Below are 23,835 nucleotides of genomic sequence, written 5' to 3' on the forward strand. Positions count from 1 at the left end.
GCATGCCGATCTACGCACTGGGTGACCTCGAACCGTCGATCCACCCCGACGCCTACGTCCATCCCGACGCGACGGTGATCGGCGACGTCCGCATCGCCGCGTTCGCGTCGGTGTGGCCGCAGACGGTGCTGCGCGGCGACCACGGCCACATCGAGATCGGTGAGCGGTCCAACGTCCAGGACGGCTGCGTCCTGCACTGCACCCGCAAGGAACCGACGATCATCGGGCCGTCCTCCGCCGTCGGGCACTCCGTGCACATCGAGGGCGCGCGGATCGGCGAGGGCTGCCTGATCGCGTCGGGATCGGTCGTGCTGAACGGAACCGTCGTCGAGGACGGCGGGATGGTCGGCGCGGGCGCGGTTCTCTCCTATGGGTCCCATGTGGACAGTGGGCACATCGCGCTCGGCGTCCCGGCGAAGACGCGGCCGAACACTTCTTTCGGGCCGGACATGATCAAGCTCGTCGTCGACGGGTATGTCGAGCGTGCGGCCCTTTTCCGGAGAGAACTCCGTCGGGTCGAACTTCGGCGGCTCGACCGACGTGAGTAAGCTCGCACGCCGTGACCGCACGACCGCTGCAGGACATCGTCGAAGCAGGCTGGGCGCAAGCCCTCGAACCGGTGGCGCCGCAGGTCGCCGCGATGGGGGAATTCCTCCGCGCGGAGATCGCCGCCGGCCGGACCTATCTCCCGGCGGGTGAACACGTGCTGAGGGCGTTCCAGCAGCCGTTCCACGACGTGCGGGTGCTGATCGTCGGCCAGGACCCGTACCCGACGCCCGGGCACGCCGTCGGGCTGAGCTTCTCGGTGGCGCCGGACGTCCGGCCGATCCCGAAGAGCCTGATCAACATCTACAAGGAGTACTGCGAAGACCTCGGACACCCGTTGCCGTCGAACGGCGACCTGACGCCGTGGGCCGACCAGGGTGTGCTGCTGCTCAACAGGTCGCTGACCGTGCAGCCCGGGAAGTCGAACTCGCACCAGGGCAAGGGCTGGGAAGCGGTCACCGAGCAGGCCATCAAGGCCCTCGCCGCGCGGGACGAGCCGATGGTGGCGATCCTGTGGGGCCGCAACGCGCGGAACCTGAAGCCGATGCTGGGGAAGGTGCCGTGCATCGAGTCGGCGCACCCGAGCCCGCTTTCGGCGCACGCCGGCTTCTTCGGCTCGCGCCCCTTCAGCCGGGCGAACGAGCTGCTGGAGCAGCAGGGTGCCGGTCCCGTGGACTGGAAGCTCCCCTGACCTTTCGTTGCAGCAGTGACCGGTGTGACTCCTGAGGCGACGCCGAAGTCCGTGAAGGCCTCCTTCACTACCTTGAGGGTAGGGAAGGAGGCCCTCACTACGTCCTGGCTGGGGTAGGCGTGACTGGTGGTGTTACTGAGGCGCGTGGGGATGTTCCCGTTCCGTGAAGGCCTCCTTGAGGGACCCAGAGTCCCTCAAGGAGGCCTTCACGGACTTCGGACCCACGTAAAGCCCACCACCCCATAAAAAATGGCGGGTGCTCCGAAGAGCGCCCGCCATTCCCCAAAACCCGGCTCAGCCGCGAACGACCTTGCCCGCCTTGATGCACGAGGTGCAGGCGTTCAGGCGCTTGCGCTGGGACAGACCGATCTTGGCGTGAACGGTCTGGATGTTCGGGTTCCACCGGCGGTTGGTACGCCGGTGGGAGTGCGAGACCGACTTGCCAAAGCCCGGTCCCTTGCCACAGACGTCGCACACGGCAGCCACGTCGAACTCCTCTGGATCTGGGACAAAGAATGATGCGCCCAGCATGCTGGGCAACTCGACCATAGTAACCAGTGGCTCAGAGCCCTCCGGCACCGGGTCGATACCCTCGCTGGAACAGCTAGGAGGTTACGGCGTGCGGGTGCTGGACGTGGCGGCGGTGTCGGCCTGGTCGGCGGCCTGTGTGCACAGCCTGTCGGTGCTCCGGCCGGCGATCGACGGCATCAACGTCTACCCGGTCGCCGACTCCGACACCGGCTCCAACCTGCTGTTCACGCTGACCGCGGCCCGTGACGCGCTGGCGGAGGCCGAGCCCGCGACGGCCGCCGAGGCGCTGGCGGTGTTCGCCAAGGGCGCGGTCGCCGCGGCCAAGGGCAACTCGGGCGTGATCATGTCGCAGGTCGTGCGCGGGATCGCCGAGTCGGCCGCGGCCAGGGAAATCGACGGGCCCGGGCTCGCGGAGGCGCTCGGGTGCGCGGACAGGGCCGCTACGGGGGCGGTGAGCCGTCCGGTGGCCGGGACCATCCTGACCGTGCTGCACACCGTCGCCGCGTCCGTCCGTGACGCGACAGGGTCACTCGAAGAGGTCGCCGCCGCGGCGGCGAGCGTCGCCGCCGAAGCCCTCGAAGAGACCCCGAAGCAGCTGCCCGTCCTGGCGGTGGCCGGTGTGGTCGACGCGGGCGCCCGCGGCCTGGTCGCGGTCCTCGACGCCCTTTCCGGCGTGATCTCCGGCAGCCTCGTCGAGCCGGAGCACCCGCTCGAGGCACATCACCATCACACGGTCGACGCGCCGACGGCCTGGGAGGTCATGTACCTGCTCGACGACGTCGACGAAGGCAGTCTCCCCGGGCTTCGCAAGACCCTCAGCGGCCTCGGCGACAGCGTCACGGTCGCCGGGGACGGCGCCGGCGCGTACGCCGTCCACGTGCACTGCGCGGACATCGGCGCGGCGCTGGAGGCCGGGATCGAGCTCGGCCGTCCCCGCCGGGTCCGGGTCGAGCCGCTGATCACGCCCACGCCGGTCGAGGTCGGCGGCGGGGTCGACCGTTCGGTGGTCGCCGTGGTCCACGGCGGGCCACTGGCCGAACTGCTGCGAGCGGAGGGGGTCGCGGTGCTGTCCGTGCCGCCGGGCGTCGCGCCGACGGTCGAGGAGATGCTGGGCCTGATCAACGAGGCGGCCGGGCATCACGTCACCGTCCTTCCGGGCGGTCAGGAGCTGACCGCGGCGGCCGACGCGGCCGCGAGTCACGCGATGGCGGCGGATCGCGACGTCGTGGTCATCCCGTGTGTGTCACCCGTCCAGGTGCTCGCCGCGTTGGCCGTCCACGACAAGGACCGCCGCACCAACGACGACGTGGTCGCGATGGCCGAAGCGGCCGCCGCCACGAGGCGTGGCGAACTGCGGATAGCGCAGGAGGAGTCGCTAACCTGGGTGGGCCGGGCGCAGGCCGGTGACGTCGTCGGCCTCGTCGACGGCGAGGTCGTCCTGATCGAGCCCGCGCCCGCCTCGGAGACGAGCCTGGTCGCGGCCGCGGTCGGCGTGCTGAACCGGATGCTGGCCCTCGGCGGCGAACTGGTCACCGTGCTGACCGGGGTCGACGTGCCGGTCCGGTTGCCCGGTGAGCTGGCCGATCAGCTGCGCCTGGAACATCCCGAGGTCGAACTGACGAGTTACGCCGGCGGCCAATCCGACGCCGTGCTGCTGATGGGGGTGGAGTGACCGCATGACCAACCTGCGCGCGGACCTCAAACTGGTCGTGGGCGCGGCGACGGCGAAGGCACTCGCCAAGGGCCTCAAGATCGAGACGGTCAGCGACCTCCTGCGCCACTACCCGCGCCGCTACGCCGAACGCGGCCAGCTCACCGACATCGCCGGGCTCGAACTCGGCGAGCACGCGACCGTGATGGCGCGTATCGAGCGGGTCAACAAACGCCGGATGAAGGCACGCAGCGGCACGCTGCTCGAAATGGTGATCACCGACGGCAAACGTCGTCTCCAGTGCACCTTCTTCAATCAGGCCTGGCGCGAAAAGGAACTCGTGCCCGGCAAGAACGGCCTCTTCGCGGGCAAGGTCACCGCGTTCCGCGACGTCCTGCAACTGGCGAACCCCGAGTACGAACTCTTCGACGCCGAGCGCCAGGCCGAGGCGATGGACGACTTCCTCGCCGAGATCATCCCGGTGTACCCGGCGGCGCAGGGGATCCCGACCTGGGTGATCGCCAAGGCCGTGCGGCAGGTGCTGGACGTGCTGGAGGTCGACGAGGACCCGATGCCGATCGAGCTGCTGGCCCGGTACGGCCTGCCCAGCCTGGAAAGCGCGCTGCGCGGCATCCACCGGCCGTCGAGCTGGCAGGCGCTGAACTCCGCGCGGGAAAGGCTCAAATGGGACGAAGCGATGGCGGTCCAGCTGATTTTCGCGCAGCGGCGGCATTCCCTGGTCTCGCGGCCCGCGAAAGCCTGTCCGCACACCGAGGGCGGCATCCTCGACGCCTTCGACAAACGGCTCCCGTTCGCGCTGACCTCCGGCCAGCAGGAGATCGGCGGGGAGATCGCCGGGGACCTGTCCACCGAACATCCGATGAACCGGCTGCTGCAGGGTGAGGTCGGTTCCGGCAAGACCGTGGTCGCGCTGCGCGCCATGCTGCAGGTCGTCGATTCCGGGCGGCAGGCGGCGATGCTCGCGCCGACGGAGGTCCTCGCCGCGCAGCACGCCCGGTCGCTGCGCGAGATGCTCGGCGACCTCGGGCAGGCGGGTGAGCTCGGCGCCGCGGAGAACGCGACGCGCGTGACCCTGCTGACCGGTTCGATGGGCGCCAAGGAACGCAAGAAGGCGTTGCTGGAGACGGTCAGCGGCGAGGCCGGGATCATCGTCGGCACGCACGCGCTCATCCAGGACACGGTTTCCTTCGCGGATCTGGGCCTGGTCGTAGTCGACGAACAGCACCGGTTCGGGGTGGAGCAGCGGGACGCGCTGCGCTCCCGCGGCTCGGACGAGACCAGCCCGCACGTGCTGGTTATGACCGCGACGCCCATCCCGCGCACGGTCGCGATGACCGTCTACGGCGATCTGGAGATCTCCGCGCTGCGGGAGATGCCGGTCGGCCGGTCGCCGATCAAGACGTCGGTCGTGCCGGTCGCGGAGCGCCCCGCCTGGCTGGACCGGGCGTGGCAGCGAGTCCGCGAGGAATGCGGAAAGGGCCACCAGGCGTACATCGTCTGCCCGCGTATCGGCGACGAACCGGCGTCGGACAAGGGCGACAAACGCCCCGCGCTCGCGGTCCTCGACGTGGCGCCCGAGCTGGCCGAGGGACAGTTGAAGGGGCTGAAGATCGGCGTCCTGCACGGCCGGATGCCCGCCGACGACAAGGACGCCGTGATGCAGGCGTTCTCCAGGGGCGACCTGGACGTGCTCGTCGCCACCACCGTGATCGAGGTCGGCGTGAACGTGCCGAACGCGACCGCGATGGTGATCATGGACGCCGACCGGTTCGGCATCAGCCAGCTGCACCAGCTGCGCGGGCGGGTCGGCCGGGGCAGTGTGCCGGGGCTTTGCCTGCTGGTCACCGAAACCTTGGACGGGACGACCACCCGCGAGCGGCTGGCCGCCGTCGAGTCCACGACGGACGGTTTCGAACTGTCCAGAATGGACTTGGAACTGCGCCGCGAGGGTGACATCCTCGGCGCCGCGCAGTCGGGGAAGAAGTCGACCCTGAAACTGCTGTCGCTGCTGCGCGACGAGGACGTCATCGCCGAGGCGAGGGCCCGCGCGTTGGAAATCGTCGAGAAGGACCCGGCTCTGGGGAATTACTTGGGGCTGGCGCACATGATCGCCGACGTCGTCGACGAAGATCGCGTGGAGTATCTGGAAAAAAGCTGACATGGACATCTCTGCCCGATCGGACCTTGCCGCCGGGCGGGCCGAGGGGTTCCCTTGTTCTGCACGGGCGAGGGAGGCCGGGGATGACGTCAGCGGTTCGTGTCCAGCTCGGTGAGGACGGGGCCGACGCCGAACGCGTCGACCAGCTCACCGGGTACCTCCGAAGCGAACTGATCGATCGCGGGGTCGCCGAGGTCAAGGCGCTGCCCGCCGGTCCGGCGCCACCCGGTTCACGTGCCTTCGATGTCGCGACGGTGGGCGGACTGCTGGTCACGCTGGGACAGTCCGCCGAAGGCCTGCGCTCGGTCGTCGCGGCCGTTCGGGAATGGCTTTCGCGCGGCGGCCGGGTCAAACGCACGGTGCGGCTGGAGATCGACGGCGACGTGCTGGAGCTGTCCGAAGCGAGCCTCACCGATCAGGACAAGCTCGTCGACCTCTTCGTGGGCAGGCATTCGAGGTCATGACCGGCGAGCGGCGTGCCTTGATCATCGCCAACGGGGAGTACGACAACCCCGGGTTGAGCGCGCTGCGGTCCCCGGCGGCCGACGCCGAAGCGCTCGCCGAGGTCCTCGCCGATCGCACCATCAGCGAGTTCGACGTGCAGGTGGTGCGGGACGAGACCGCGCACGTGATCGCGAGCAGGGTCGAGGACCTGTTCGCCGACAGCGCGCCGGACGACGTCCTGCTGGTGCATTTCTCTTGCCATGGCTTGAAAAGCGAGTCGGGCGAGCTGTTCTTCGCCGCCCGCAACACCCGGCCGGAACGGCTGGCGTCGAGTGCCGTTCCCGCCGATTTCGTCCAGCGCTGTATGCGGATGAGCCGGTCGCGGAGCATCGTCCTCCTGCTGGACTGCTGCTACGGCGGCGCTTTCAGCCAAGGGGTCGCGGTGCGCGCCTCCGGTGAGGCCAACGTGCTCGACGCGTTCCCCGGCGGCGGTTTCGGCGGTCGCGGCCGTGCGGTGATCACCGCGTCGAATTCCATTGAATACGCCTTCGAGGGCGATCACCTCGCCGACGACCACGCCCGGCCGTCGGTGTTCACCTCGGCGCTGGTCGAAGGGCTCCGGACGGGGGACGCGGATCGCGACGAAGACGGCTGGATCGCGCTCAGCGAGCTCTACGACTACCTGTTCGACAGCGTCCGCGAACGGAACCCGAACCAGACGCCCAGCCGCGACATCGAGATGCAGGGCGAGCTGTACCTCGCCAGGAGCAGACGCCGCCGGATCAAACCGTCACCGGTCCCGGCCGACCTGCGTGCCGCGAGCGAGGATCCGAACATGTTCACCCGCCTCGGTGCGGTGACGGAACTCCAGCGACGGCTGACGAGCGAGAACCTCTCGGTCGCCATCGGCGCGCACGAAGTCCTCACCACGATGGCGCAGACCGACATCCAGCACATCGCCGAGGCCGCCGACCTGGCGCGGCGGGAAGCGCGGGTGCGGGCCGAACCCGACGTGGTGCGGTTCGGCGAGGTCGTCCGGGGATCGGCGCCGGTGGCGCGGATCAGGGTGGAAGGGCCGCCGATCGCGCGAGCCTGCCGGTTCGCGTCGTCGCATGCCTGGTTGCGGGTGACCGAGACCGGCGACGGGGCCGAGATCTCCCTGGACCTGGCGGAACCCGGGGCGTTCGACGGACGGATCACCGTGACCGGGCCGACCGGCGAGGTGGTGGTGCCGGTCGAGGGGCAGATCGTCCAGGAACCCGAGCCCGCGCCGGACCCCAAGCCGGTGCCGGAACCACGGCCGGTGCACGCGCCCGCGCCGACCCCGGAGCCCGCCAGGAATCCCGAGCCGCCCGTACTCCCGAATCCCGAACCGGCCGTGCCTCCGCGCACGAAGCCCGACCCTTTCGCCGTCGCCGCGGGGCTGCTCGCCTTCGCGGCCGCGGTGTACCTGGTGGTCATCGCGTTCCAGCTCAGCAGCGGCGTGGAGGACTTCTTCGAAGACGGCGGCTGGACCGTCTTGCCGCTCGTCGTCTTCGCGATCGGGGCGGGGATCGCGATGTTCCTGCCGAAGACGCGCCGGATGGCGGGGCCGGGAACGCTGTGCGGGCTGGCGCTGCTCTCGGTGATGCCGTCCGGGCCGGTCGTCCTCGTCCTCGCCGACGGCTGCCTGATGGCCGCGGCAGTCTGCGCGCTGGTGTCGGTGCGGCGCGACCGGAGTTTCCGGCTGGGCCTGCGGAAACCGCGAGGCGCCCTCACCGTGGCGGCGCTCGTTTCCGGGACCTGCGGCACCGTCGGACTCGTGGTGGAGGCGATCGAACTCGTCGGCTATTCGTCGAGCCGGGCCGACGAGGGCGCGGTCTACCTCGTCGTCTCGGTGACCCTCCTCATCGGGACGCTGCTCGGCGTGTCCCTGCGGCCGGCGGCGTTCGGGGTCGCGTTCCTCGGGGGTGTGGCCGGAGGCGGCATCGTCATGGTGTGCGTGCTCTTCTACGCGATGCCGAGCAGTTCGAGCGTGACCGGCGCGGGCTGGGGGATCGCGCTGTCGATGGTGCTCGCGCTCGCCGTCGTGACCGGTCTCGCCGCCCGCGAGGTGAACGGCTGACGATGGCCACGATCCGCCCCGCGACCGTCGACGACGCCTGGCCCATCGCCGAGGTGAACGTCCGATCGTGGCAGGCGGCGTACCAAGGCCTCCTGCCCGAGCTGTACCTGCGCGATCTGTCGGTCGAAGGCCGGGCCGCCCGCTGGCAGCGGACCCTCGCCGATCCCGCCAACCAGGGCGGCGTCCTGGTCCTCGTCGAGAACGGCTCGCTCCTCGGCTTCACCGCCGTCGACCGGATCCGCGGGGAACTGCGCGCGATCTACCTCGAACCCGCACGCTGGGGCACGGGACTGGGTAGGCAGCTGCTCGACACCGCCGTCGTCGCGCTGCGGGACTCAGGGCATCGCGAGGCGACGCTCTGGGTGCTCGACACCAACGAACGCGCCCAGCGTTTCTACTCGGCGGCGGGATGGCTGCCGGACGGGGCGACGAAGACCGACACCATGCCCGGCGAAGACATCCCGCTCTCCGAAGTGCGCTACCGGATCGACCTCGTCAGCGGGTGAACCAGGCACGTTCCTCGGGTTTGTTGAGGGTGACGATGATGCCGACGGCGATGCCCATCCCGATCAGCTGGGTGATCGCCCCGCCGTTGACCAGGCTGATCAGTCCCATGACCACGGCCAGCCCCTCCACGGCGATCACCGTCGGCCGCACCCAGGCCGAACCGCGGGAAATCCTTATCGCGCAAGCGATCAGCACGACGGCGACGACGAAACCGAGGAGCGCCAACGCCAGTGCGAGCCCCGCTTCCTCGTTGCCGTGGTCGAGTTCGTTGATCGCGAGTGCCGTCACCAGCGCGCTGACGAGGATGTTGAGGACCGCCTGCACCCAAAGGAAAACACGGACGAACTTGAGCTGGCGCGGCATCTCCAGCGGCCGGTTCCGGACTTCCTCGGTCATGACGGCTCCCTCTCTTGACATGGAGATGCCAGTGTGGGGCCTGGAGTCGTTGGTGCTGACGGTAAAACTGTCCTCATTCCTTCCGCTCTGGGCTCGTGGTTCGAGCTCGCTCACTCTTCAGTGTTGTTCGTTCGATTTCATTGTTGCCTAAAATTACGAACGCTTGTTCGATTGTTTTGCGGTATTCTTGAGGGGTGTCCGAGACTTTCCTTCCCGAGTTGCCGCAGGAACTGTGGCGCGCCGGCAAGCTGGAGCTTGCCCACGGCGTGCAGCAGTCTTTGCAGGTGATCAGGATGGCCGCCGCCGGACTGGGGCAATTCTTGGCGGAGATCGAATCTCGTGGCGTCAAAGACCTGTATGGCTATGGCCGTACGGCGAACTGGTTCGCCGATGTGGCGGGGTTGTCGGTGGGTGAGGCGCGTGCGGTGGTGAACCGGGCCGTCGCCCTGAACCCCACTCGCGCTCTGGACGGCACCGAGGTTCCGCCTGTCGCGCCCGCTACCGCCGCGGTGGCTGCGGAGGGTTTGGTCGGGGATGAGCGGATCGATCAGATCCTGGAGATCTTGAAGAAGCTCCCGGCCGATACCTCTGTTGAGGATCGGGTGAGTGCGGAGAAGATCCTCGCCACCCTCGCCCGCGACGCCGGACCCCGCCAGCTCGCCGACGCCGAAGCGAACCTGCTCGCCTGGCTCGACCCCGACGGCAATGAACCGAAGGATCCCGAACCCGCTCAGCCGCGCCGGGAAATCACCTTGGAGCGCCGCAAAGACGGTTACTGGAAACTCACTGGCTTGCTCGATGACGAAACCGGTGCCCGCACAGCGGCGGCTTTGGAGGCGCATGCGCAACCACGGCCGGTGGACGAGTTCGGCCAAGCCGATCTGCGGATGAAATGCGAACGCATGGGTGACGCCTGGGTCGACATCCTCGACTTGGCGATCGCCTGCCCGGACCAGCCCGGGACCAGCGGCTATCGGACTCTGCTGCATGTCACTATCGGCCTCGACGAGTTGAAGTCCGGTCTCGGGACCGCCTGCTTGGACTTCGTCGGGACGATGACCGCTCGCGAAGCACGGCTCGCGGCCTGCGACTGTTTGATGCTGCCGGTCGTGATGAGTGCGGCCGGTGAACCTCTCGATGTGGGGCGGCTGCGACGGTTCGTCACCCCCGGCCAGCGGCGTGCGTTGAACATCCGGGATGGCGGCTGTGCGTTCCCTGGGTGTCATCGGCGGCCGAAGAACTGCCACGCCCACCACATTCATCACTGGGCAGACGGAGGCCCGACGGATCTCCGGAATCTTGTGCTGCTGTGCGGATTCCACCACCGGCTGATCCACCACGGCGACTGGCAAGTCCACATGGCGGCCGATGGAATACCGGAGTTCATCCCACCCCAATACCGAGATCCGCTCCGAAAACCCCGGCGCAACACCCTCCACCACGCCCACGTCTGACCCGAGGAGCCCGCCAGCCACACCGGCGACGGGCCCCTCGCCATGCCCACCGGATGAAGTACATAAAGGACCCCTTCACGTACCCGGGAGCGCGTGAAGGCCCCCTTCCCTCGGCTCAGCCGAGGAAAGGACCCCTTCACGCGCTCAAATTGCGACTGCCGGTGCCACCGAGATTTCCGGAACGACGTCCGGAGCCAGCAGAAAGCCCCCGCCGAAGCGGTTCCGTCCCGCTCCAACCACGTGCCCCAAGGCTCAACCGCGCTTCTTGCGCCTTCTGAGTCCATCGAAGGCAAACCCCACGCCGAGGGCCGCGAGGACGAAGCAGTAGAACACCGTTTCGAGCGCTTCCTCCCGGTTCGCCGCTTCCGAGACCTCTGCCAGGCCCGCGATTCCGACCGCGACGAAGATCACCGCGGCGAAGGAGCCAAGAACGATCATGGCGGCGTGGACCGCGGTCCTGTTCTGAGGGGGTTCGGCTTCCCGCGCGGCTTGCCGTTGCCTGCGGTTCATCGGCCGCGGCCGCTCATCCCTGGTCATGCCCGAAATACGCCCGCCCGACACGGCAGGTTGCCCACATGACTAATCGCGTGAACGCACGAAAGCGCCCTCACGCGCCGCGACGGCCACCGCCCGTGCCGCGACCCGCGCCTCCGCCACCGTGACACTCTCCCGCGACAGGAACAGCCGGTAGAACATCGGCCCGCACACCGCCCGCACCAGTTCGTCCCCGTCCGTACCGGAAGGGATCTCGCCCCGCGCGACTGCCCGCTCCGCGATCGGCGCCATGCGTACGTGGCGGTCGGCGTAGAAGTCGTGCAGTGCCTCGGCCGCCGGTGGCGACTGGAACGCCGCCAGCACCGACGCCGTGGGCAGTTCCTTCAGCGAGGGCTCGGTGAAGTACCGCACGACCTCCGCCGCCACCTCGTACAGATCGTTCTCGAGCGACCCGGTGTCGGGCGCGGTCCAGTCGTCCTCGGCGCCCATCTGGAGCGCGGCGGCGACGAGGCCGTCCGGCGAGGACCAGCGCCGGTACACCGTGGTCTTGTGCACGCCGGACCGTTCGGCGACCGCGTCCACGGTCAGTTCGCCGAAACCGCGTTCGGCCAGCAGGTCGAGGGTGGCGTGCAGGACGGCCTGGCGGGTGCGTTCCGTCCGGCCGCCGGGCCGTTGGGTACCGGAGGTTGCCAATTGCTACTCCTGTTGCGTTAGTGTGGCCAGTATGTCAGACCCAGCGAAGATCGCCGAACTCATCGGGGGCGCGAAGCTCGTCGCCATCGGTGAGAACAACCACCACATCCACGAGTTCGGCGACCTGCGCAAGCGTTTGCTCCAGCACCTCGTCGAGCAGCACGGCTTCCGGGTGGTGGCCTTCGAATCCGGCTTCGCCGAGGGCAAGCTCGTCGAGGACTGGCTCAACGGCGCCCCGGGTGACGTCTCGGACATCGGCCGCGACGGCTTCACGTTCTCGCTCGGGGAGTCGCCCGAGGCGCACGAGATGCTGGCGTGGCTCCGCGAACGGGGCGACGTCCGCTACTACGGCCTCGACGTGCCGAGTTCCGCGGGCTCCCCGGTGCCGTCGCTCGACGCGGTCCGCGCCTATCTGTCCACTGTGGACGAGGCGGCCACGGGCCTGGTCGACGCGGCGATCGAGGCGACCAAGGGGTATGCGTCGGTCAGCAGCGCGGAGGCGCCCGCCAAGTACGCCGCGCTCGACGACGCGGCCAAGGACAAGGCGACCGCAGCGCTCACCCGGCTCAAGGCGCATCTCACCTCGTTGCGTCCGGTCTACGGGGACACCGCCGTCGCGGAGCACCACGTCGAAGGCGCATTGCGTGTCGACGCCTACCTCGCCGAGGTCGCCGCGATGATGTCCGGCGACGCGCCCGCCTTGCAGAGCGGTTCGCGCGACGCGTACATGGCCGAAACCGTCCGGCTGATCCGGCGGCTGCACGGCGACGACACGAAGATCGTCGTGATGCTCCACAACGGACACCTCCAGCGCGTGCCGTTCTCGCCGTTCCCCGGCCTCACTTCGCCTTCGGCCGGCACGCATCTGGCGGCCGAGTTCGGCGACGACTACTTCGCACTGGGCCTCACCGCGGTCGAGGGCGAGACCACCGGCCTCAAGCCGGATCCGGCCGCGCGACTCGGGTTCACCGTGTACCGCCAGGAACTGGACGCACCGGCGGAAGGCAGCGTCGAAGCCGAAGGCCCCGGGCTGGTGGATCTTCGCTCGCGACGCGGAACCGCGGGGCCGCGGAGCATCCGGCACGCGCATCTGTTCAACCCTGTCGACGTCGTCGACGCCTTCGACGCGCTGGTCTGCTTCCCGAAGTCGACGGTCAGCGGCCACATCGCGCAACACAAGCCGAACGGGTGACACTCCGGGGTTGCCGCCCCCGGGGTACAGGCGTAGAGCCAAGGCATGATCATTCGACTGGTACGGGTCATGGCCGCGCTCGCGCTCCTGGTCTTCGTGGCGCAGCCCGCCTCCGCGACGGAAGTCCAGCAGAACCCGCCGAACTGGGGACTGGACCGGATCGACCAGCGAACGGGCCTCGACCAGCTCTACCACTACGAGACCGACGCCAAGGACGTCACGGTCTACGTGATCGACAGCGGGGTAGACGCGGCGCATCCGGACTTCGGCGGCCGGGTGAAGCCCGGTAAGGACTTCCTCAACGGAGGCACGGACACCGCCGACACCAACGGTCACGGCACGTACCTGGCCGGTGTCGCCGCGTCGAGGACCTTCGGCGTCGCGAAAGGCGCGCAGATCGTCCCGGTCCGGGTGATCGACGCACAGGGCGGCGGCGCGACGGACAAGATCATCGCCGGGATCGACTGGGTGACGCAGAACGCACAGCAGCCCGCCGTCGCCGTCCTCGGCATCGGCGGCACGGCCAACGACCAGCTCGACGCCGCCGTCCGCGCGCTCGCGGCGGTCGTCCCGATCGCCCTCCCGGCGGGCGGCGAGGCCACCGACGCGGGGAAGTTCTCACCCGGCCGGGTCACCGAGGCGCTCACCGTCGGCTCGATCGACGCGAGTGACCAGGTCGGGTCGACGTCGAACTTCGGCGAGGTCGTCGACCTGTTCGCACCAGGGGTGGACGTGCCCGGACCCAACGCCGGGGGCAGCGGCGGCAGGGTGCTCAGCGGGACGTCGTCGGCCGCCGCGCACGTCGCCGGGGTGGCCGCGCTGTATCGGTCCCTGCATCCCGCGGTCTCCGCGCCGGACGTCGCGAAGGCGCTCGTGGACCTCGCCGCGGTCGACGTGCTGACCGGTGTCCACGAAGGCACCGCGAACCGGGTGTTGCAGAGCCCCGGCGCGCAACTCAAGCGGGGATGACGTCCATCACCTGGACGACAACTCCCGCCCTGCGGGACCGAGCAGGTAACGTGCCTCACCTACCGATCCGATGATGGGAAGGACCGGCATGTTCCGCAAGGTACTGGTCGCCAACCGGGGTGAGATCGCCATCCGCGCGTTCCGCGCCGGATTCGAGCTCGGCGCGGGCACGGTGGCTGTGTTCCCGCACGAAGACCGCAATTCGCTCCACCGGCTGAAGGCCGACGAGGCCTATGAGATCGGCGAACCCGGTCACCCGGTGCGGGCCTATCTGTCGGTCGAGGAGATCGTCGCGGCCGCCAAGAAGGCGGGCGCGGACGCCGTTTACCCCGGCTACGGCTTCCTCTCCGAGAACCCGGACCTCGCGCGCGCGTGCGAGGACGAAGGCATCACCTTCGTCGGGCCGAGCGCGGACATCCTCGAGCTGACCGGCAACAAGGCCCGCGCGGTCAAGGCCGCGCGCGAGGCGGGCGTGCCGGTGCTGGGCTCCTCCGAACCGTCCTCCGACATCGACGCGCTGGTCGCCGCGGCCGAGGAGATCGGCTTCCCGGTCTTCGTCAAGGCCGTCGCCGGTGGTGGTGGACGCGGTATGCGCCGCGTCCAGGACCCCGCGCAGCTGCGCGAGTCGATCGAGGCCGCCGCGCGCGAGGCCGAGTCGGCCTTCGGCGACCCGACGGTGTTCATCGAGAAGGCCGTCGTCGAGCCGCGCCACATCGAGGTCCAGATCCTCGCCGACGGCGAGGGCAACGTGATCCACCTCTACGAGCGCGACTGCTCGGTGCAGCGGCGCCACCAGAAGGTCATCGAGCTGGCCCCGGCGCCGAACCTGCCGTCCGAACTGCGCGACCGGATCTGCGCCGACGCGGTGAAGTTCGCCCGCCAGATCGGCTACCGCAACGCCGGCACCGTCGAGTTCCTGCTCGACAAGGACGGCAACCACGTCTTTATCGAGATGAACCCGCGCATCCAGGTCGAGCACACGGTGACCGAGGAGGTCACCGACGTCGACCTCGTCCAGTCGCAGCTGCGCATCGCCTCCGGCGAGACCCTCGACGACCTCGGGCTGTCGCAGGACAGGGTGTACCTGCGTGGTGCCGCCCTGCAGTGCCGCATCACCACCGAGGATCCCGCCAACGGCTTCCGCCCCGACACCGGGATGATCAGCGCGTACCGCTCGCCCGGTGGCTCCGGCATCCGCCTCGACGGCGGGACGGCGTTCGCCGGCACCGAGATCAGCGCGCACTTCGACTCGCTGCTGGTGAAGCTCAGCTGCCGCGGCCGCGACTTCAAGACCGCCGTCGCCCGCCCCCGCCGCGCCGTCGCCGAGTTCCGGATCCGTGGTGTGGCCACGAACATCCCGTTCCTGCAGGCCGTACTCGACGACCCGGACTTCCGCGAAGGCCGCGTCACGACGTCGTTCATCGAGGAGCGCCCGCATCTGCTCACCGCGCGCCATTCGGCCGACCGCGGGACCAGGCTGCTGACCTACCTCGCCGACAAGACGGTCAACAAACCGCACGGCGAGCGTCCGCGCACCCTCGACCCGCAGGTCAAACTGCCGAAGCTGCCCAAGGGCCTCGAACCGGCGCCCGGCTCGAAGCAGAAGCTCACCGAGCTCGGCCCGGAAGGCTTCGCCCGCTGGCTGCGGGAGTCGCCGACCATCGGCGTCACCGACACCACCTTCCGTGACGCGCACCAATCGCTGCTCGCCACCCGCGTGCGGACGAAGGACCTGCTCGCCGTCGCGCCGGTCGTCGCGCGGACCACGCCGCAGCTGCTCTCGCTGGAATGCTGGGGCGGCGCGACCTACGACGTCGCGCTGAGGTTCCTGGCGGAGGATCCGTGGGAGCGGCTGGCGAAGCTGCGGGAAGCGGTGCCGAACATCTGCCTGCAGATGCTGCTGCGCGGCCGCAACACCGTCGGCTACACGCCGTACCCCACCGAGGTGACCCACGCTTTCGTCGAGGAGGCGACGGCGACCGGCATCGACATCTTCCGGATCTTCGACGCGCTCAACGACGTCGAGCAGATGCGCCCGGCGATCGAAGCCGTCCGCGAGACCGGATCCGCGGTCGCCGAGGTGGCGCTCTGCTACACCTCGGACCTGTCGGACCCGGCCGAGAAGCTGTACACACTGGACTACTACCTCAAGCTGGCGGAGCAGATCGTCGGCGCGGGGGCGCACGTCCTTGCCATCAAGGACATGGCGGGCCTGCTGCGGGCGCCGGCGGCGGCGCGGCTGGTTTCCGCGCTGCGCAAGGAGTTCGACCTCCCGGTGCATATCCACACGCATGACACCGCGGGTGGTCAGCTGGCGACGTACCTGGCCGCGATCCAGGCGGGCGCGCACGGCGTCGACGGTGCCGTCGCGTCCATGGCGGGCACGACGTCGCAGCCGTCGCTTTCGGCGCTCGTCGCCGCCACCGACCACTCGGACCGGCCGACCGGGCTGGATCTGCAGGCCATCGGCGACCTGGAGCCGTACTGGGAGAGCGTGCGCAAGATCTACGCGCCGTTCGAGGCGGGGCTCTCGTCGCCGACCGGGCGGGTGTACCACCACGAGATCCCGGGCGGTCAGCTGTCGAACCTGCGCACGCAGGCGATCTCGCTCGGTCTCGGCGAGCGGTTCGAGGACATCGAGGCGATGTACGCGGCCGCGGACAAGATCCTCGGGCACCTGGTCAAGGTCACGCCTTCGTCCAAAGTGGTCGGTGACCTCGCGCTGCACCTCGTCGGCGCGGGTGTCTCGCCGTCGGATTTCGAGGCGGAGCCGAACAAGTTCGACATCCCCGACTCGGTGATCGGCTTCCTGCGCGGCGAACTGGGCGACCCGCCCGGCGGCTGGCCGGAACCGTTCCGCACCAAGGCCCTCGAAGGCCGCGCGCAGCCGAAGCCGGTGCAGGAACTGTCCGAAGAGGACCACAAGGGGCTGGCCGAGAACCGGCGCGCGACGCTGAACCGGCTGCTGTTCCCCGGGCCCACGAAGGACTTCGAGGCGCACCGCGAGCAGTACGGTGACACCTCGGTCCTGCCGTCCAAGGACTTCTTCTACGGCCTGCGCCCCGGCGAGGAGTACTCGGTCGACCTGGAACAGGGTGTCCGGCTGCTGATCGAGCTGGAGGCCATCGGCGAGGCCGACGAACGCGGGCTGCGCACGGTGATGTCCACGCTCAACGGCCAGCTGCGGCCGATCCAGGTGCGCGACACCTCGATCGCGTCGGACATCCCGGCGACTGAGAAGGCCGCCAAGGGCGACCCGAAGCAGATCGCCGCGCCGTTCGCGGGCGTGGTCACGCTGCAGGTGTCCGAGGGCGACGAGGTCGAGGCCGGTGCGACGGTCGCGACCATCGAGGCGATGAAGATGGAGGCGTCGATCACGGCGTCGACCGGCGGCAAGGTGTCGCGGCGCGCGATCAACGCCGTCCAGCAGGTGGAAGGCGGGGACCTCCTGCTCGTCCTGGAGTGAGCTGAGAGCCCGCACCGGTCCGTGAAGGCCTCCTTGAGGGACCCAGAGTCCCTCAAGGAGGCCTTCACGGACTTGCGGCCGCCGCTAACGTGGACCGGTGCTGATCAACGCCGTACCCCAGTTCCAGGGCGCTCTGACCGAGCGTGCGCCCGAGTTGCCCGAAGGCTGCGTCGCGCTCGCCGAGCTGGCGGGCCACGTGCTGGGCGCGCCGGTGCACCACATCCGGCAGACCCGCGAGACCTCGCCCGTGGTCGACGGCATCGCCAACCGCGCGGTGCTCACCGGCGCGAACCGCGCCGCACAGCTCGCCGCGCTGGAGGCGCCGGGCGGGCCGGTGCTCACCATCGGCGGGGACTGCGGCGTCGAGCTGATCCCGATCGGGGTCGCGCGCTACCGCTTCGGACCGGGGCTCGGCGTCGCCTGGTTCGACGCGCATTCCGACCTCAACACCGCGGAGACGTCACCGTCCGGCGCGTTCCACGGCATGGTGCTGCGGTCGCTGCTCGGCGAGGGCGACCCGGAGTTCGCCGCGAATCCGCCGGTCGAACCCGGACGCGTCGTCCTCGCCGGGACGAGGGCTTTCGACGACGCCGAGCGGGCCGTGGTCGATCGCGGACTCGTCGTCGAGACGGCCGACGCCGCCGCCGGCCTGGCAGGTGCGGACAAGGTCTACGTCCATCTCGACCTCGACGTGCTCGACCCGGCGGAGTTCGACGGGCTGAACTATCCGGAGCCGGGTGGCTTGACGATCGAGCGTCTGGTGGCGATGCTTCGCGGGCTGAGCGGCTTCGAAGTCGTCGGCGCGGGAATCACCGAATGCGTCGGCACCGAGGTCCGCGTGCTGGAGCCCGTGCTCGAAGTACTCGGGGAATTGCTCACCGGAAAGCAGTGACGCTCCGTATTCATCGGCCGTTCGTACGTACCGCGCGAGGCGTTTGCCGGGCACTTGTCATCAAAATTCAGGGATGACCCGTGATTTTGTCACGATGATGACAAGAAATCGGTTTCCTCTGCGAGAGGTGACACATTACCAAGCGACCGTGCGATGTGTTCGTTGTCACCTCACGACGATCGTGGGATGTCAGGACGCTGGGCGGAGCAAAGGAGCTGCGATGTCGGTGGAGCGCGGAATCGAACACGCTGCGCAGCCTCCCGCAGCACTGCCGCGTAAGCTCGCCGACATTTTGCGACCGGAACTGGGCAGTCTCGCCAACGAGATCGTCGACGAGATCCGGGCGACCATCCCCGCGTACGCGCGCCCGCTCGACGGGCCCTACGGCAAGTCCATCCGGGCAGGCGTCGAATACGCGATCACGTTGTTCGTCGCGCAGATCGCGGATCCGAGCGTCTCCAAGGAACAGTCGCACGAGGTCCACCATCGGCTCGGGCAGAACGAGATGCGGGAAGGCCGCAGCCTCGACACCCTCCAGTCGGCGTACCGGGTCGGCGCCCGCGTCTCGTGGCGGCGCATCATGCGCGTCGGCCGCCGCAGCGGGCTTTCGTCCGCGGTGATGTCGCAACTGGCCGACGCGATGCTCGCGTTCATGGACGAACTCGCGTCGGTCGCGCTGGACGGGTACCTCGAAGCGAAGGCGCGCACCGCGGGGGCACTGGACACGTGGCGCCGCAAACTGCTGCACCTGGTGCTGGAAACGCCGCCGGCGCCGTCGAAGGCGATCGCGGAACTCGCGCAGCTGACCGGCTGGACGGTGCCCGAGCGAGCGACGCCGGTGGTGCTGCACCCGCTCGGCGACAACGCCAGACCCCGGCGGCACAACGTCGTCGATTCGGACGTCCTCGCCGAACTCGACTCCGCCGAGCCGCGTCTGCTCGTCCCCGGCGAGATCTCCGGCGCCCGCCTGGCCACCTTGCAGGCCGCGCTGCCGGACTACCGGCTGTCGATCGGCCCGTGCCGTCCGCTGGACTCCGTCGCCGATTCCCTCCGCTGGGCGCGCGACGCCCTGCACCTCTCCGAACGCGGCATCATCCAGGCGCGCCGGGTGATCCGCGCCGAAGACCACCTCGCCACCCTGCTCGTGAACGCCGACGCGGCGCTCACCTGCCGTCTGCGTGACCGTCTTTTCGCCCCGCTCGCCGAGATGACCGGGAAACAGCAGGAACGGCTGCTCGAAACCCTTCGCGCCTGGCTCGACAGTCAGGGCAACGTCGTCGACATCGCCGAGCGCCTCCAGGTGCACCCGCAGACCGTCCGGTACCGCATGCGGCAGTTGCAGGCGACCTTCGGCGAGCACCTGCGCGACCCGGGGGCGCGGTTCGAGATGGAACTCGCGCTGCGGGCCGGTGTCAGTCCTTCTTCGGCGTCAGCGGGGTTCGCGCTGCCGGAGGTGCTGCCGTCGCCGCGCAAGAGTCCACAGTGGACGCCGAGCGGGTCTTAGGCACCTGGATGTCATGAAAGGGTCGTTCAGGACGAAAAACGTCCTGAACGACCCTTTCATGACACTCTCGGAAGCGGTCAGCGGCGTCCCACCGGCGGGTCCGTGTTCGGGCATTTGCGTTCCGCTTCCCAGGGCAAGCCCACCTGGTTGACCCCGATACACGCCTGGTTGTCCGGCCCCGACCCCATGCCGCTCAGCAGGGAGTCGAGGTTCTCCTTGACCCCGCAGCCGGAGAACTTGGGCAGGGTGAAGCCCTGGTAGGCGGGTTCCGGGTCGTTCGGATCGGTCCGCAGCACGCCGCCGGTGAACGCGTTCCAGTTCGGCCCGCGCAGGTTCAGCAGGATCGGTTCGCTGGTCATGCAGTTGTCGCCGACGTCGAGGGGGACACCGTTGATGGTGAGATCCTTCAGTTTCCCGAACAGTTCGAGCCTCAAGGTGGCCGTCGTCGTGGTGTCCCCGTGCAGCATGGTCTCGACGTCGATGACGGTGTTGCCCGTTTTGTAGTCGGCGGGCAGAAGCTCCATCGTCCCGTTGATCGGGACGAAGCCGAAGCCGAGGATCGTCATCTTGCTCGGCGGCAAGACGGTGGAGCCGGTGCTGCGATGGGGAGGCGCCGGGTAGAGGTAGTAGAAGGCGTTGAAGATGAACGACGGGGTCAGCCGGACGAAGGCGCCGAGCTTCTTGACCGACGACGTGCCTTGCGCTTCGAAGGGCTGCAAGGGGAACACGGCGTCCGGCGGTGGGTCTTCGTTCGTGGCGTGCGTTCCGGCGCCGGATTTCTGCCCGGGTTTGCCGGGCTTCGGTTTGGCGATGCCCATCTCGAGCATCGTGACGCTGCCCAGCTTGGTGTCCTGATCCGGCGCTTGCTTGCAGGTGATCGGATTCCGCGGCGCCTCCGCCTGCGCCGCGGTCAGCGCGAAGGACGGCGCGCCCGTGGTGAGCCGGAGTTCGCCGGGGCGGGTCGCCATGATGTCGGGAACCTTGCCCGTCGCGACCAGCTTCAGCTCACCGGTGGCGGGCACCTTGGTCGCCGGGATCTCGAGGGTCACCGGGATCTGGGCCTTCTTGTCCTCGCGCGTGGCCGTGAGTTCGATCTTCGCCTCGCCCGCCACCTCGGTGAGCGTGCCCAGCGTTCCCTCGCCGAGGGTGAAGGTGACGGAGAAATCCTTGACCTGCACCGGCTTTCCGGTTTGGACGACCTTGGGCAGAGTGGCCTGAACGTCCATGGTGACCGGACGTTCGCCGACCGGATCCGGGAAGACGCAGGTGTTCGCCAGGGTCTGGTGCGCGGGGGAAGCCCCCTGCAAGGGCGCTTTCGGCGGGGACGCCGGATCGGTCGCCGCGGAGGAGGCCAAGGCGCCGTTCACTCCCGCGAGCAGGATCACGCCCGCCAGTACGGGAAGCCTCCCGAGTGTCCGGCGAACCTGCTGCGTCATCTGGTTTCCTCTCGCGTCAAACGACGGGGATCGCCGGGGCGAACGCGCGGTTCTGTGCCGGGTTGGTGTTTTTGACCGTACAGCCGAGTGTCCACGGGGTCCACGTGTTGTCCCGCTTGTGGAATTCGACTTCGAGTTCGAACGTGGTGCCGAGCGCGAAGGTCACCTGGCCGGGTGCACCCGCGGTGAAAACGGGAACGGCGGTGGCCGCGTCCTGGGTGAAGCCGACCGTGCGCGGCCCGGGAACGTACGGGGTGATCTGCTCGGGCAGGTCCAGCCCGGTGACGGTCGCCGAAGCCGGGGTGGCGTTCGTCGCGGTCACCGGTGCTTTCACCTTGCCGCGGAGGCCGTCGTAGTTGGCGGCGCTGAAGATCGTCGCGTTGTGGATGGCGCTGAAGGTCGCGGTGCCGGCGATCGCGGCCGGTGTGAAGGCGCCGCCCGCGGGCACCGGGCCCAGGCTGTCGAACCTCGCCGTGATGTCGAGAGGTTGCCGGCCGATCATCGGGAAGCCGCACAGGTACGTGACGGTCCCGGTCGTGTGAGAGGTGGCGGCCGACGCCTGCCCGATGGTGAGCAGGGAGGCCGCGCCGAGCACGATGACGGAGACCGCGCCCGCCCGGCGGACCTGCTGCCCCATAAGGGTTCCTCTCGTGGTCGGCGATGGAGACCGTGCGGGGCGGGCGTCCCCGCCCCGCACGGATGGTTCATCAGGTGATGGGGATGGCCGGGCTGAACGCGCGGTTCTGCGCCGGGTTGGTGTTCTTCACCGTGCAGTTGAAGCTCCACGCGGTCCAGGAACCGTCCTTCTTGTGGAACTCCAGCGGCGCGGTGATCGTGGTGCCGAGGGAAGCCGTCGCGGAGCCTGGCGTGCCGGCGGTGAAGGTGGGAACGCCGGTGCCCGCGTCCTGGAGGATGTTGAACGTCCGCGTCCCAGGCACGTACGGGTTGATCTGGGTCGGGACGTCGAGGTTCGTCACCGTCGCCGAGGCGGGGGTGGCGTTGGTGACGGTGACCGGCATGTTCACCTTGCCGCGGACACCGTCGTAGTTGGCGCTGTTGAGCAGCGCGTTGATGGTGGCGCTGATCGTCGCGGTACCCGAGATGTTCGACGGCGTGAAGGTGCCGCCCGAAGCGACCGAAGCCGGTCCGTCGAACTGGGCCTTCACGTCCAGCTGCTGCTGGCCGATGGCGGGAAAGTTGCACATGTACGCGACAGTGCCCGTCGCGTAGGGGGCGAGGGCGGCGGCCGTACCGGCGGTGAGCACGGCGACGGCGCCCATCACGACGGCGGTGGTGGCGACACCGGCTGACAACTTGCCAAGTCTGCGGGACATACCTGTCATCTCCTTTGATCCAGTTTACGTCTCGGACGGCTTTCCCCATGCGCCTTTCGGCGAGTTTTTCTGATCAAATATGCTCGACTTGAGCGGCTTTCTCGGTGGTGGGGTAAACCGAGGTTACCCGCGAGTTATGTACGTAACAAGTATCCATGTCGACAGGTTTCGAAGTGGGGGTGGAAACCGTTCTTTCTTGTCAGTCCGCGCTGAATGCGATTATGAAGTTTGTTCGCCGGTGACAAAGACGGGGCCGATCGGCGGAACCGGGTTAACATTTCCCGCATGGCTTCAGTCAATCGACGATCCACGACACGGCGCGTGACGACATCCACGATAGCCGTAATGATCGCCACGGTTTCCCTTTCCGGTATCGCCGACGCCGCGCCGTCCGGCGAACCGCGGCCGTGGGGGAGCAACGACTACGGGCAGGGGCAGGGCACCGTGCCCGCTTCGGCGTTCGGCGCGAGCGCGGTCTCCGCGGGCGGGCTCACTCATCTGGCTCTGAAGGACGGAGGCGTGGTCGCCTGGGGGAACGACAACTACGGCCAGGCCACCGTTCCGGCCGCGGCCACGTCCGGCGTGTCGGCGATCGCCGCGGGCTGGGCGCACGAACTGGCCCTCAAGAACGGCGGTGTGATCGCCTGGGGCAACGGTTTCTACGGCCAGAACGTCGTGCCCGCCGCCGCCACCTCTGGCGTCAAGGCCATCTCCACCAGCGCCTACTTCAACCTCGCGCTCAAGACGAACGGCAGCGTGCTGAGCTGGGGTTCGCGGACCGCCGTCCCCGCGACGGTCTCTTCGGGGGTCACCGCGATCTCGGCGGGTGTCGACCACGGCCTCGCGCTCAAGAACGGCGGCGTGATCGGGTGGGGCGGCAACTCGAAGGGCCAGATCACCGTCCCGGCGGCGGCGACCTCCGGCGTGACGGCGATCTCGGGCGGGTTCCGCCACAGCATCGCGCTGAAGAACGGCGGCGTCCTCGCCTGGGGCGACAACACCTACGGCCAGGCTTCCGTGCCGCCCGAGGCGCAATCGGACGTCGTCGCCATCGACGCCGGCTACAACCACAACGTGGCGCTGAAGACGGACGGAAGCGTTTTCGCCTGGGGCAGCAACCTGAAACAGGAGAGCCGGGACACCAGCTCGGAACCGCCGATGGACATGTGGAAGTTCTCGGGCGTCTGCGCTCCGATCTACGCCGTTTCCGCAGGTGACGGCACCGGCGTCGCGCTGGTCGACCCTGCCGCGCCGCAGTTCTGCTGAGACGCGGGGATGGCCCGGCGCCGGAGTCTTATGTCGTGAAGGGCCCCTTTGAGACGATCATCGTCTCAAAGGGGCCCTTCACGAC

Annotated in this window: 21 protein-coding genes; 14 read left to right on the top strand and 7 right to left on the bottom strand. The window is 68.9% G+C overall.

Annotated features, from left to right (window positions below; genetic code table 11):
- The first annotated feature begins 2 nt into the window (after positions 1–2).
- Together DL990_RS15530 and DL990_RS15535 are read left to right on the top strand one after the other, a co-directional pair.
- Entirely contained in the window at positions 3–548 is a 546-nt protein-coding gene (locus DL990_RS15530; RefSeq protein ID WP_125799094.1) for a gamma carbonic anhydrase family protein, read from the top strand.
- Between the two features lie 11 nt (positions 549–559).
- Positions 560–1,237 (top strand): uracil-DNA glycosylase, encoded by a 678-nt coding sequence (locus DL990_RS15535; RefSeq protein WP_125786681.1) that lies wholly within the window; start codon positions 560–562, stop codon positions 1,235–1,237.
- Positions 1,238–1,531: 294 nt separating this feature from the next.
- On the opposite strand, the gene rpmB is transcribed toward DL990_RS15535, so the two are convergent.
- Positions 1,532–1,723, bottom strand: a complete 192-nt coding sequence (rpmB, locus tag DL990_RS15540; protein WP_007031450.1) for a 50S ribosomal protein L28 — start codon at positions 1,721–1,723, stop codon at positions 1,532–1,534.
- Between the two features lie 133 nt (positions 1,724–1,856).
- Here rpmB and DL990_RS15545 point away from each other — a divergent pair, with 133 nt between their 5' ends.
- The 5 genes from DL990_RS15545 (at position 1,857) to DL990_RS15565 (ending at position 8,652) form a co-directional block, all read left to right on the top strand.
- A complete protein-coding gene (locus DL990_RS15545) occupies positions 1,857–3,440 on the top strand; it encodes a DAK2 domain-containing protein (RefSeq protein ID WP_125799095.1) in 1,584 nt (527 codons plus the stop codon).
- Between the two features lie 4 nt (positions 3,441–3,444).
- Entirely contained in the window at positions 3,445–5,598 is a 2,154-nt protein-coding gene (gene recG / locus DL990_RS15550; RefSeq protein WP_125799096.1) for an ATP-dependent DNA helicase RecG, read from the top strand.
- An 83-nt stretch (positions 5,599–5,681) separates the two neighbouring features.
- A complete protein-coding gene (locus DL990_RS15555; protein ID WP_125799097.1) occupies positions 5,682–6,062 on the top strand; it encodes a hypothetical protein in 381 nt (126 codons plus the stop codon).
- A complete protein-coding gene (locus DL990_RS15560) occupies positions 6,059–8,146 on the top strand; it encodes a caspase family protein (protein WP_125799098.1) in 2,088 nt (695 codons plus the stop codon). Before DL990_RS15555 ends, DL990_RS15560 begins: the two co-directional genes overlap by 4 nt.
- A 2-nt stretch (positions 8,147–8,148) precedes the next feature.
- Positions 8,149–8,652 carry a GNAT family N-acetyltransferase gene (locus DL990_RS15565; RefSeq protein ID WP_125799099.1) on the top strand — a complete coding sequence of 168 codons (504 nt, stop codon included), beginning with the start codon at positions 8,149–8,151 and terminating at the stop codon, positions 8,650–8,652.
- On the opposite strand, the gene DL990_RS15570 is transcribed toward DL990_RS15565, so the two are convergent.
- Positions 8,642–9,049: a hypothetical protein gene (locus tag DL990_RS15570; RefSeq protein ID WP_125786675.1), complete on the bottom strand. Its 408-nt coding sequence runs from the start codon at positions 9,047–9,049 to the stop codon at positions 8,642–8,644. The genes DL990_RS15565 and DL990_RS15570 overlap by 11 nt on opposite strands.
- Before the next feature lie 194 nt (positions 9,050–9,243).
- On the opposite strand from DL990_RS15570, the gene DL990_RS15575 reads away from it, so the two are divergent.
- Complete coding sequence (locus tag DL990_RS15575; protein ID WP_125799100.1) at positions 9,244–10,503, top strand: HNH endonuclease signature motif containing protein; 1,260 nt, start codon at positions 9,244–9,246, stop codon at positions 10,501–10,503.
- Positions 10,504–10,755: 252 nt separating this feature from the next.
- Here the strand turns inward: DL990_RS15575 and DL990_RS15580 are convergent, their stop codons facing one another.
- Positions 10,756–11,064 (bottom strand): hypothetical protein, encoded by a 309-nt coding sequence (locus DL990_RS15580; RefSeq protein WP_125786673.1) that lies wholly within the window; start codon positions 11,062–11,064, stop codon positions 10,756–10,758.
- 18 nt (positions 11,065–11,082) lie between these two features.
- Positions 11,083–11,691: a TetR/AcrR family transcriptional regulator gene (locus tag DL990_RS15585; protein ID WP_125786672.1), complete on the bottom strand. Its 609-nt coding sequence runs from the start codon at positions 11,689–11,691 to the stop codon at positions 11,083–11,085.
- Positions 11,692–11,722: 31 nt separating this feature from the next.
- Between DL990_RS15585 and DL990_RS15590 the strand changes: the two genes are divergently transcribed.
- From DL990_RS15590 to DL990_RS15610, 5 genes are all read left to right on the top strand, one after another.
- Entirely contained in the window at positions 11,723–12,883 is a 1,161-nt protein-coding gene (locus DL990_RS15590; protein WP_125799101.1) for an erythromycin esterase family protein, read from the top strand.
- A gap of 69 nt (positions 12,884–12,952) precedes the next feature.
- Positions 12,953–13,852, top strand: a complete 900-nt coding sequence (locus DL990_RS15595) for a S8 family peptidase (RefSeq protein WP_125799268.1) — start codon at positions 12,953–12,955, stop codon at positions 13,850–13,852.
- A gap of 88 nt (positions 13,853–13,940) precedes the next feature.
- Positions 13,941–17,318 carry a pyruvate carboxylase gene (locus tag DL990_RS15600; RefSeq protein ID WP_125799102.1) on the top strand — a complete coding sequence of 1,126 codons (3,378 nt, stop codon included), beginning with the start codon at positions 13,941–13,943 and terminating at the stop codon, positions 17,316–17,318.
- A 97-nt stretch (positions 17,319–17,415) separates the two neighbouring features.
- Positions 17,416–18,210 carry an arginase family protein gene (locus DL990_RS15605; RefSeq protein WP_125786669.1) on the top strand — a complete coding sequence of 265 codons (795 nt, stop codon included), beginning with the start codon at positions 17,416–17,418 and terminating at the stop codon, positions 18,208–18,210.
- A 220-nt stretch (positions 18,211–18,430) separates the two neighbouring features.
- Positions 18,431–19,714: a CdaR family transcriptional regulator gene (locus tag DL990_RS15610; RefSeq protein WP_125786668.1), complete on the top strand. Its 1,284-nt coding sequence runs from the start codon at positions 18,431–18,433 to the stop codon at positions 19,712–19,714.
- A 77-nt stretch (positions 19,715–19,791) separates the two neighbouring features.
- Here the strand turns inward: DL990_RS15610 and DL990_RS15615 are convergent, their stop codons facing one another.
- The 3 genes from DL990_RS15615 to DL990_RS15625 all read right to left on the bottom strand — a co-directional run bounded on the left by DL990_RS15615 (position 19,792) and on the right by DL990_RS15625 (position 22,484).
- Positions 19,792–21,150 carry a DUF6801 domain-containing protein gene (locus DL990_RS15615; protein ID WP_125799103.1) on the bottom strand — a complete coding sequence of 453 codons (1,359 nt, stop codon included), beginning with the start codon at positions 21,148–21,150 and terminating at the stop codon, positions 19,792–19,794.
- Positions 21,151–21,166: 16 nt separating this feature from the next.
- The gene (locus DL990_RS15620) at positions 21,167–21,787 is read right to left on the bottom strand and encodes a DUF6801 domain-containing protein (protein ID WP_125799104.1); all 621 of its coding nucleotides are present in this window, start codon (positions 21,785–21,787) and stop codon (positions 21,167–21,169) included.
- Between the two features lie 70 nt (positions 21,788–21,857).
- The gene (locus DL990_RS15625) at positions 21,858–22,484 is read right to left on the bottom strand and encodes a DUF6801 domain-containing protein (RefSeq protein ID WP_125786665.1); all 627 of its coding nucleotides are present in this window, start codon (positions 22,482–22,484) and stop codon (positions 21,858–21,860) included.
- A 345-nt stretch (positions 22,485–22,829) separates the two neighbouring features.
- Here DL990_RS15625 and DL990_RS15630 point away from each other — a divergent pair, with 345 nt between their 5' ends.
- A complete protein-coding gene (locus DL990_RS15630) occupies positions 22,830–23,750 on the top strand; it encodes a hypothetical protein (protein WP_125786664.1) in 921 nt (306 codons plus the stop codon).
- Positions 23,751–23,835: the final 85 nt, after the last annotated feature.

The organism is Amycolatopsis sp. WAC 01416 (assembly GCF_003947485.1).
Lineage (GTDB): Bacteria > Actinomycetota > Actinomycetes > Mycobacteriales > Pseudonocardiaceae > Amycolatopsis.

What these genes read in the sequence shown, in the direction of transcription:
- DL990_RS15630 (WP_125786664.1), top strand. Translation starts at nt 22,830, where the DNA reads ATGATCGCCACGGTTTCCCTTTCCGGTATCGCCGACGCCGCGCCGTCC.
- DL990_RS15590 (WP_125799101.1), top strand. Translation starts at nt 11,723, where the DNA reads ATGTCAGACCCAGCGAAGATCGCCGAACTCATCGGGGGCGCGAAGCTC.
- DL990_RS15570 (WP_125786675.1), bottom strand. Translation starts at nt 9,049, where the DNA reads ATGACCGAGGAAGTCCGGAACCGGCCGCTGGAGATGCCGCGCCAGCTC.
- DL990_RS15530 (WP_125799094.1), top strand. Translation starts at nt 3, where the DNA reads ATGCCGATCTACGCACTGGGTGACCTCGAACCGTCGATCCACCCCGAC.
- DL990_RS15565 (WP_125799099.1), top strand. Translation starts at nt 8,149, where the DNA reads ATGGCCACGATCCGCCCCGCGACCGTCGACGACGCCTGGCCCATCGCC.
- recG (WP_125799096.1), top strand. Translation starts at nt 3,445, where the DNA reads ATGACCAACCTGCGCGCGGACCTCAAACTGGTCGTGGGCGCGGCGACG.
- DL990_RS15595 (WP_125799268.1), top strand. Translation starts at nt 12,953, where the DNA reads ATGGCCGCGCTCGCGCTCCTGGTCTTCGTGGCGCAGCCCGCCTCCGCG.
- DL990_RS15555 (WP_125799097.1), top strand. Translation starts at nt 5,682, where the DNA reads ATGACGTCAGCGGTTCGTGTCCAGCTCGGTGAGGACGGGGCCGACGCC.
- DL990_RS15610 (WP_125786668.1), top strand. Translation starts at nt 18,431, where the DNA reads ATGTCGGTGGAGCGCGGAATCGAACACGCTGCGCAGCCTCCCGCAGCA.
- DL990_RS15600 (WP_125799102.1), top strand. Translation starts at nt 13,941, where the DNA reads ATGTTCCGCAAGGTACTGGTCGCCAACCGGGGTGAGATCGCCATCCGC.
- DL990_RS15560 (WP_125799098.1), top strand. Translation starts at nt 6,059, where the DNA reads ATGACCGGCGAGCGGCGTGCCTTGATCATCGCCAACGGGGAGTACGAC.
- DL990_RS15620 (WP_125799104.1), bottom strand. Translation starts at nt 21,787, where the DNA reads ATGGGGCAGCAGGTCCGCCGGGCGGGCGCGGTCTCCGTCATCGTGCTC.
- DL990_RS15625 (WP_125786665.1), bottom strand. Translation starts at nt 22,484, where the DNA reads ATGTCCCGCAGACTTGGCAAGTTGTCAGCCGGTGTCGCCACCACCGCC.
- DL990_RS15615 (WP_125799103.1), bottom strand. Translation starts at nt 21,150, where the DNA reads ATGACGCAGCAGGTTCGCCGGACACTCGGGAGGCTTCCCGTACTGGCG.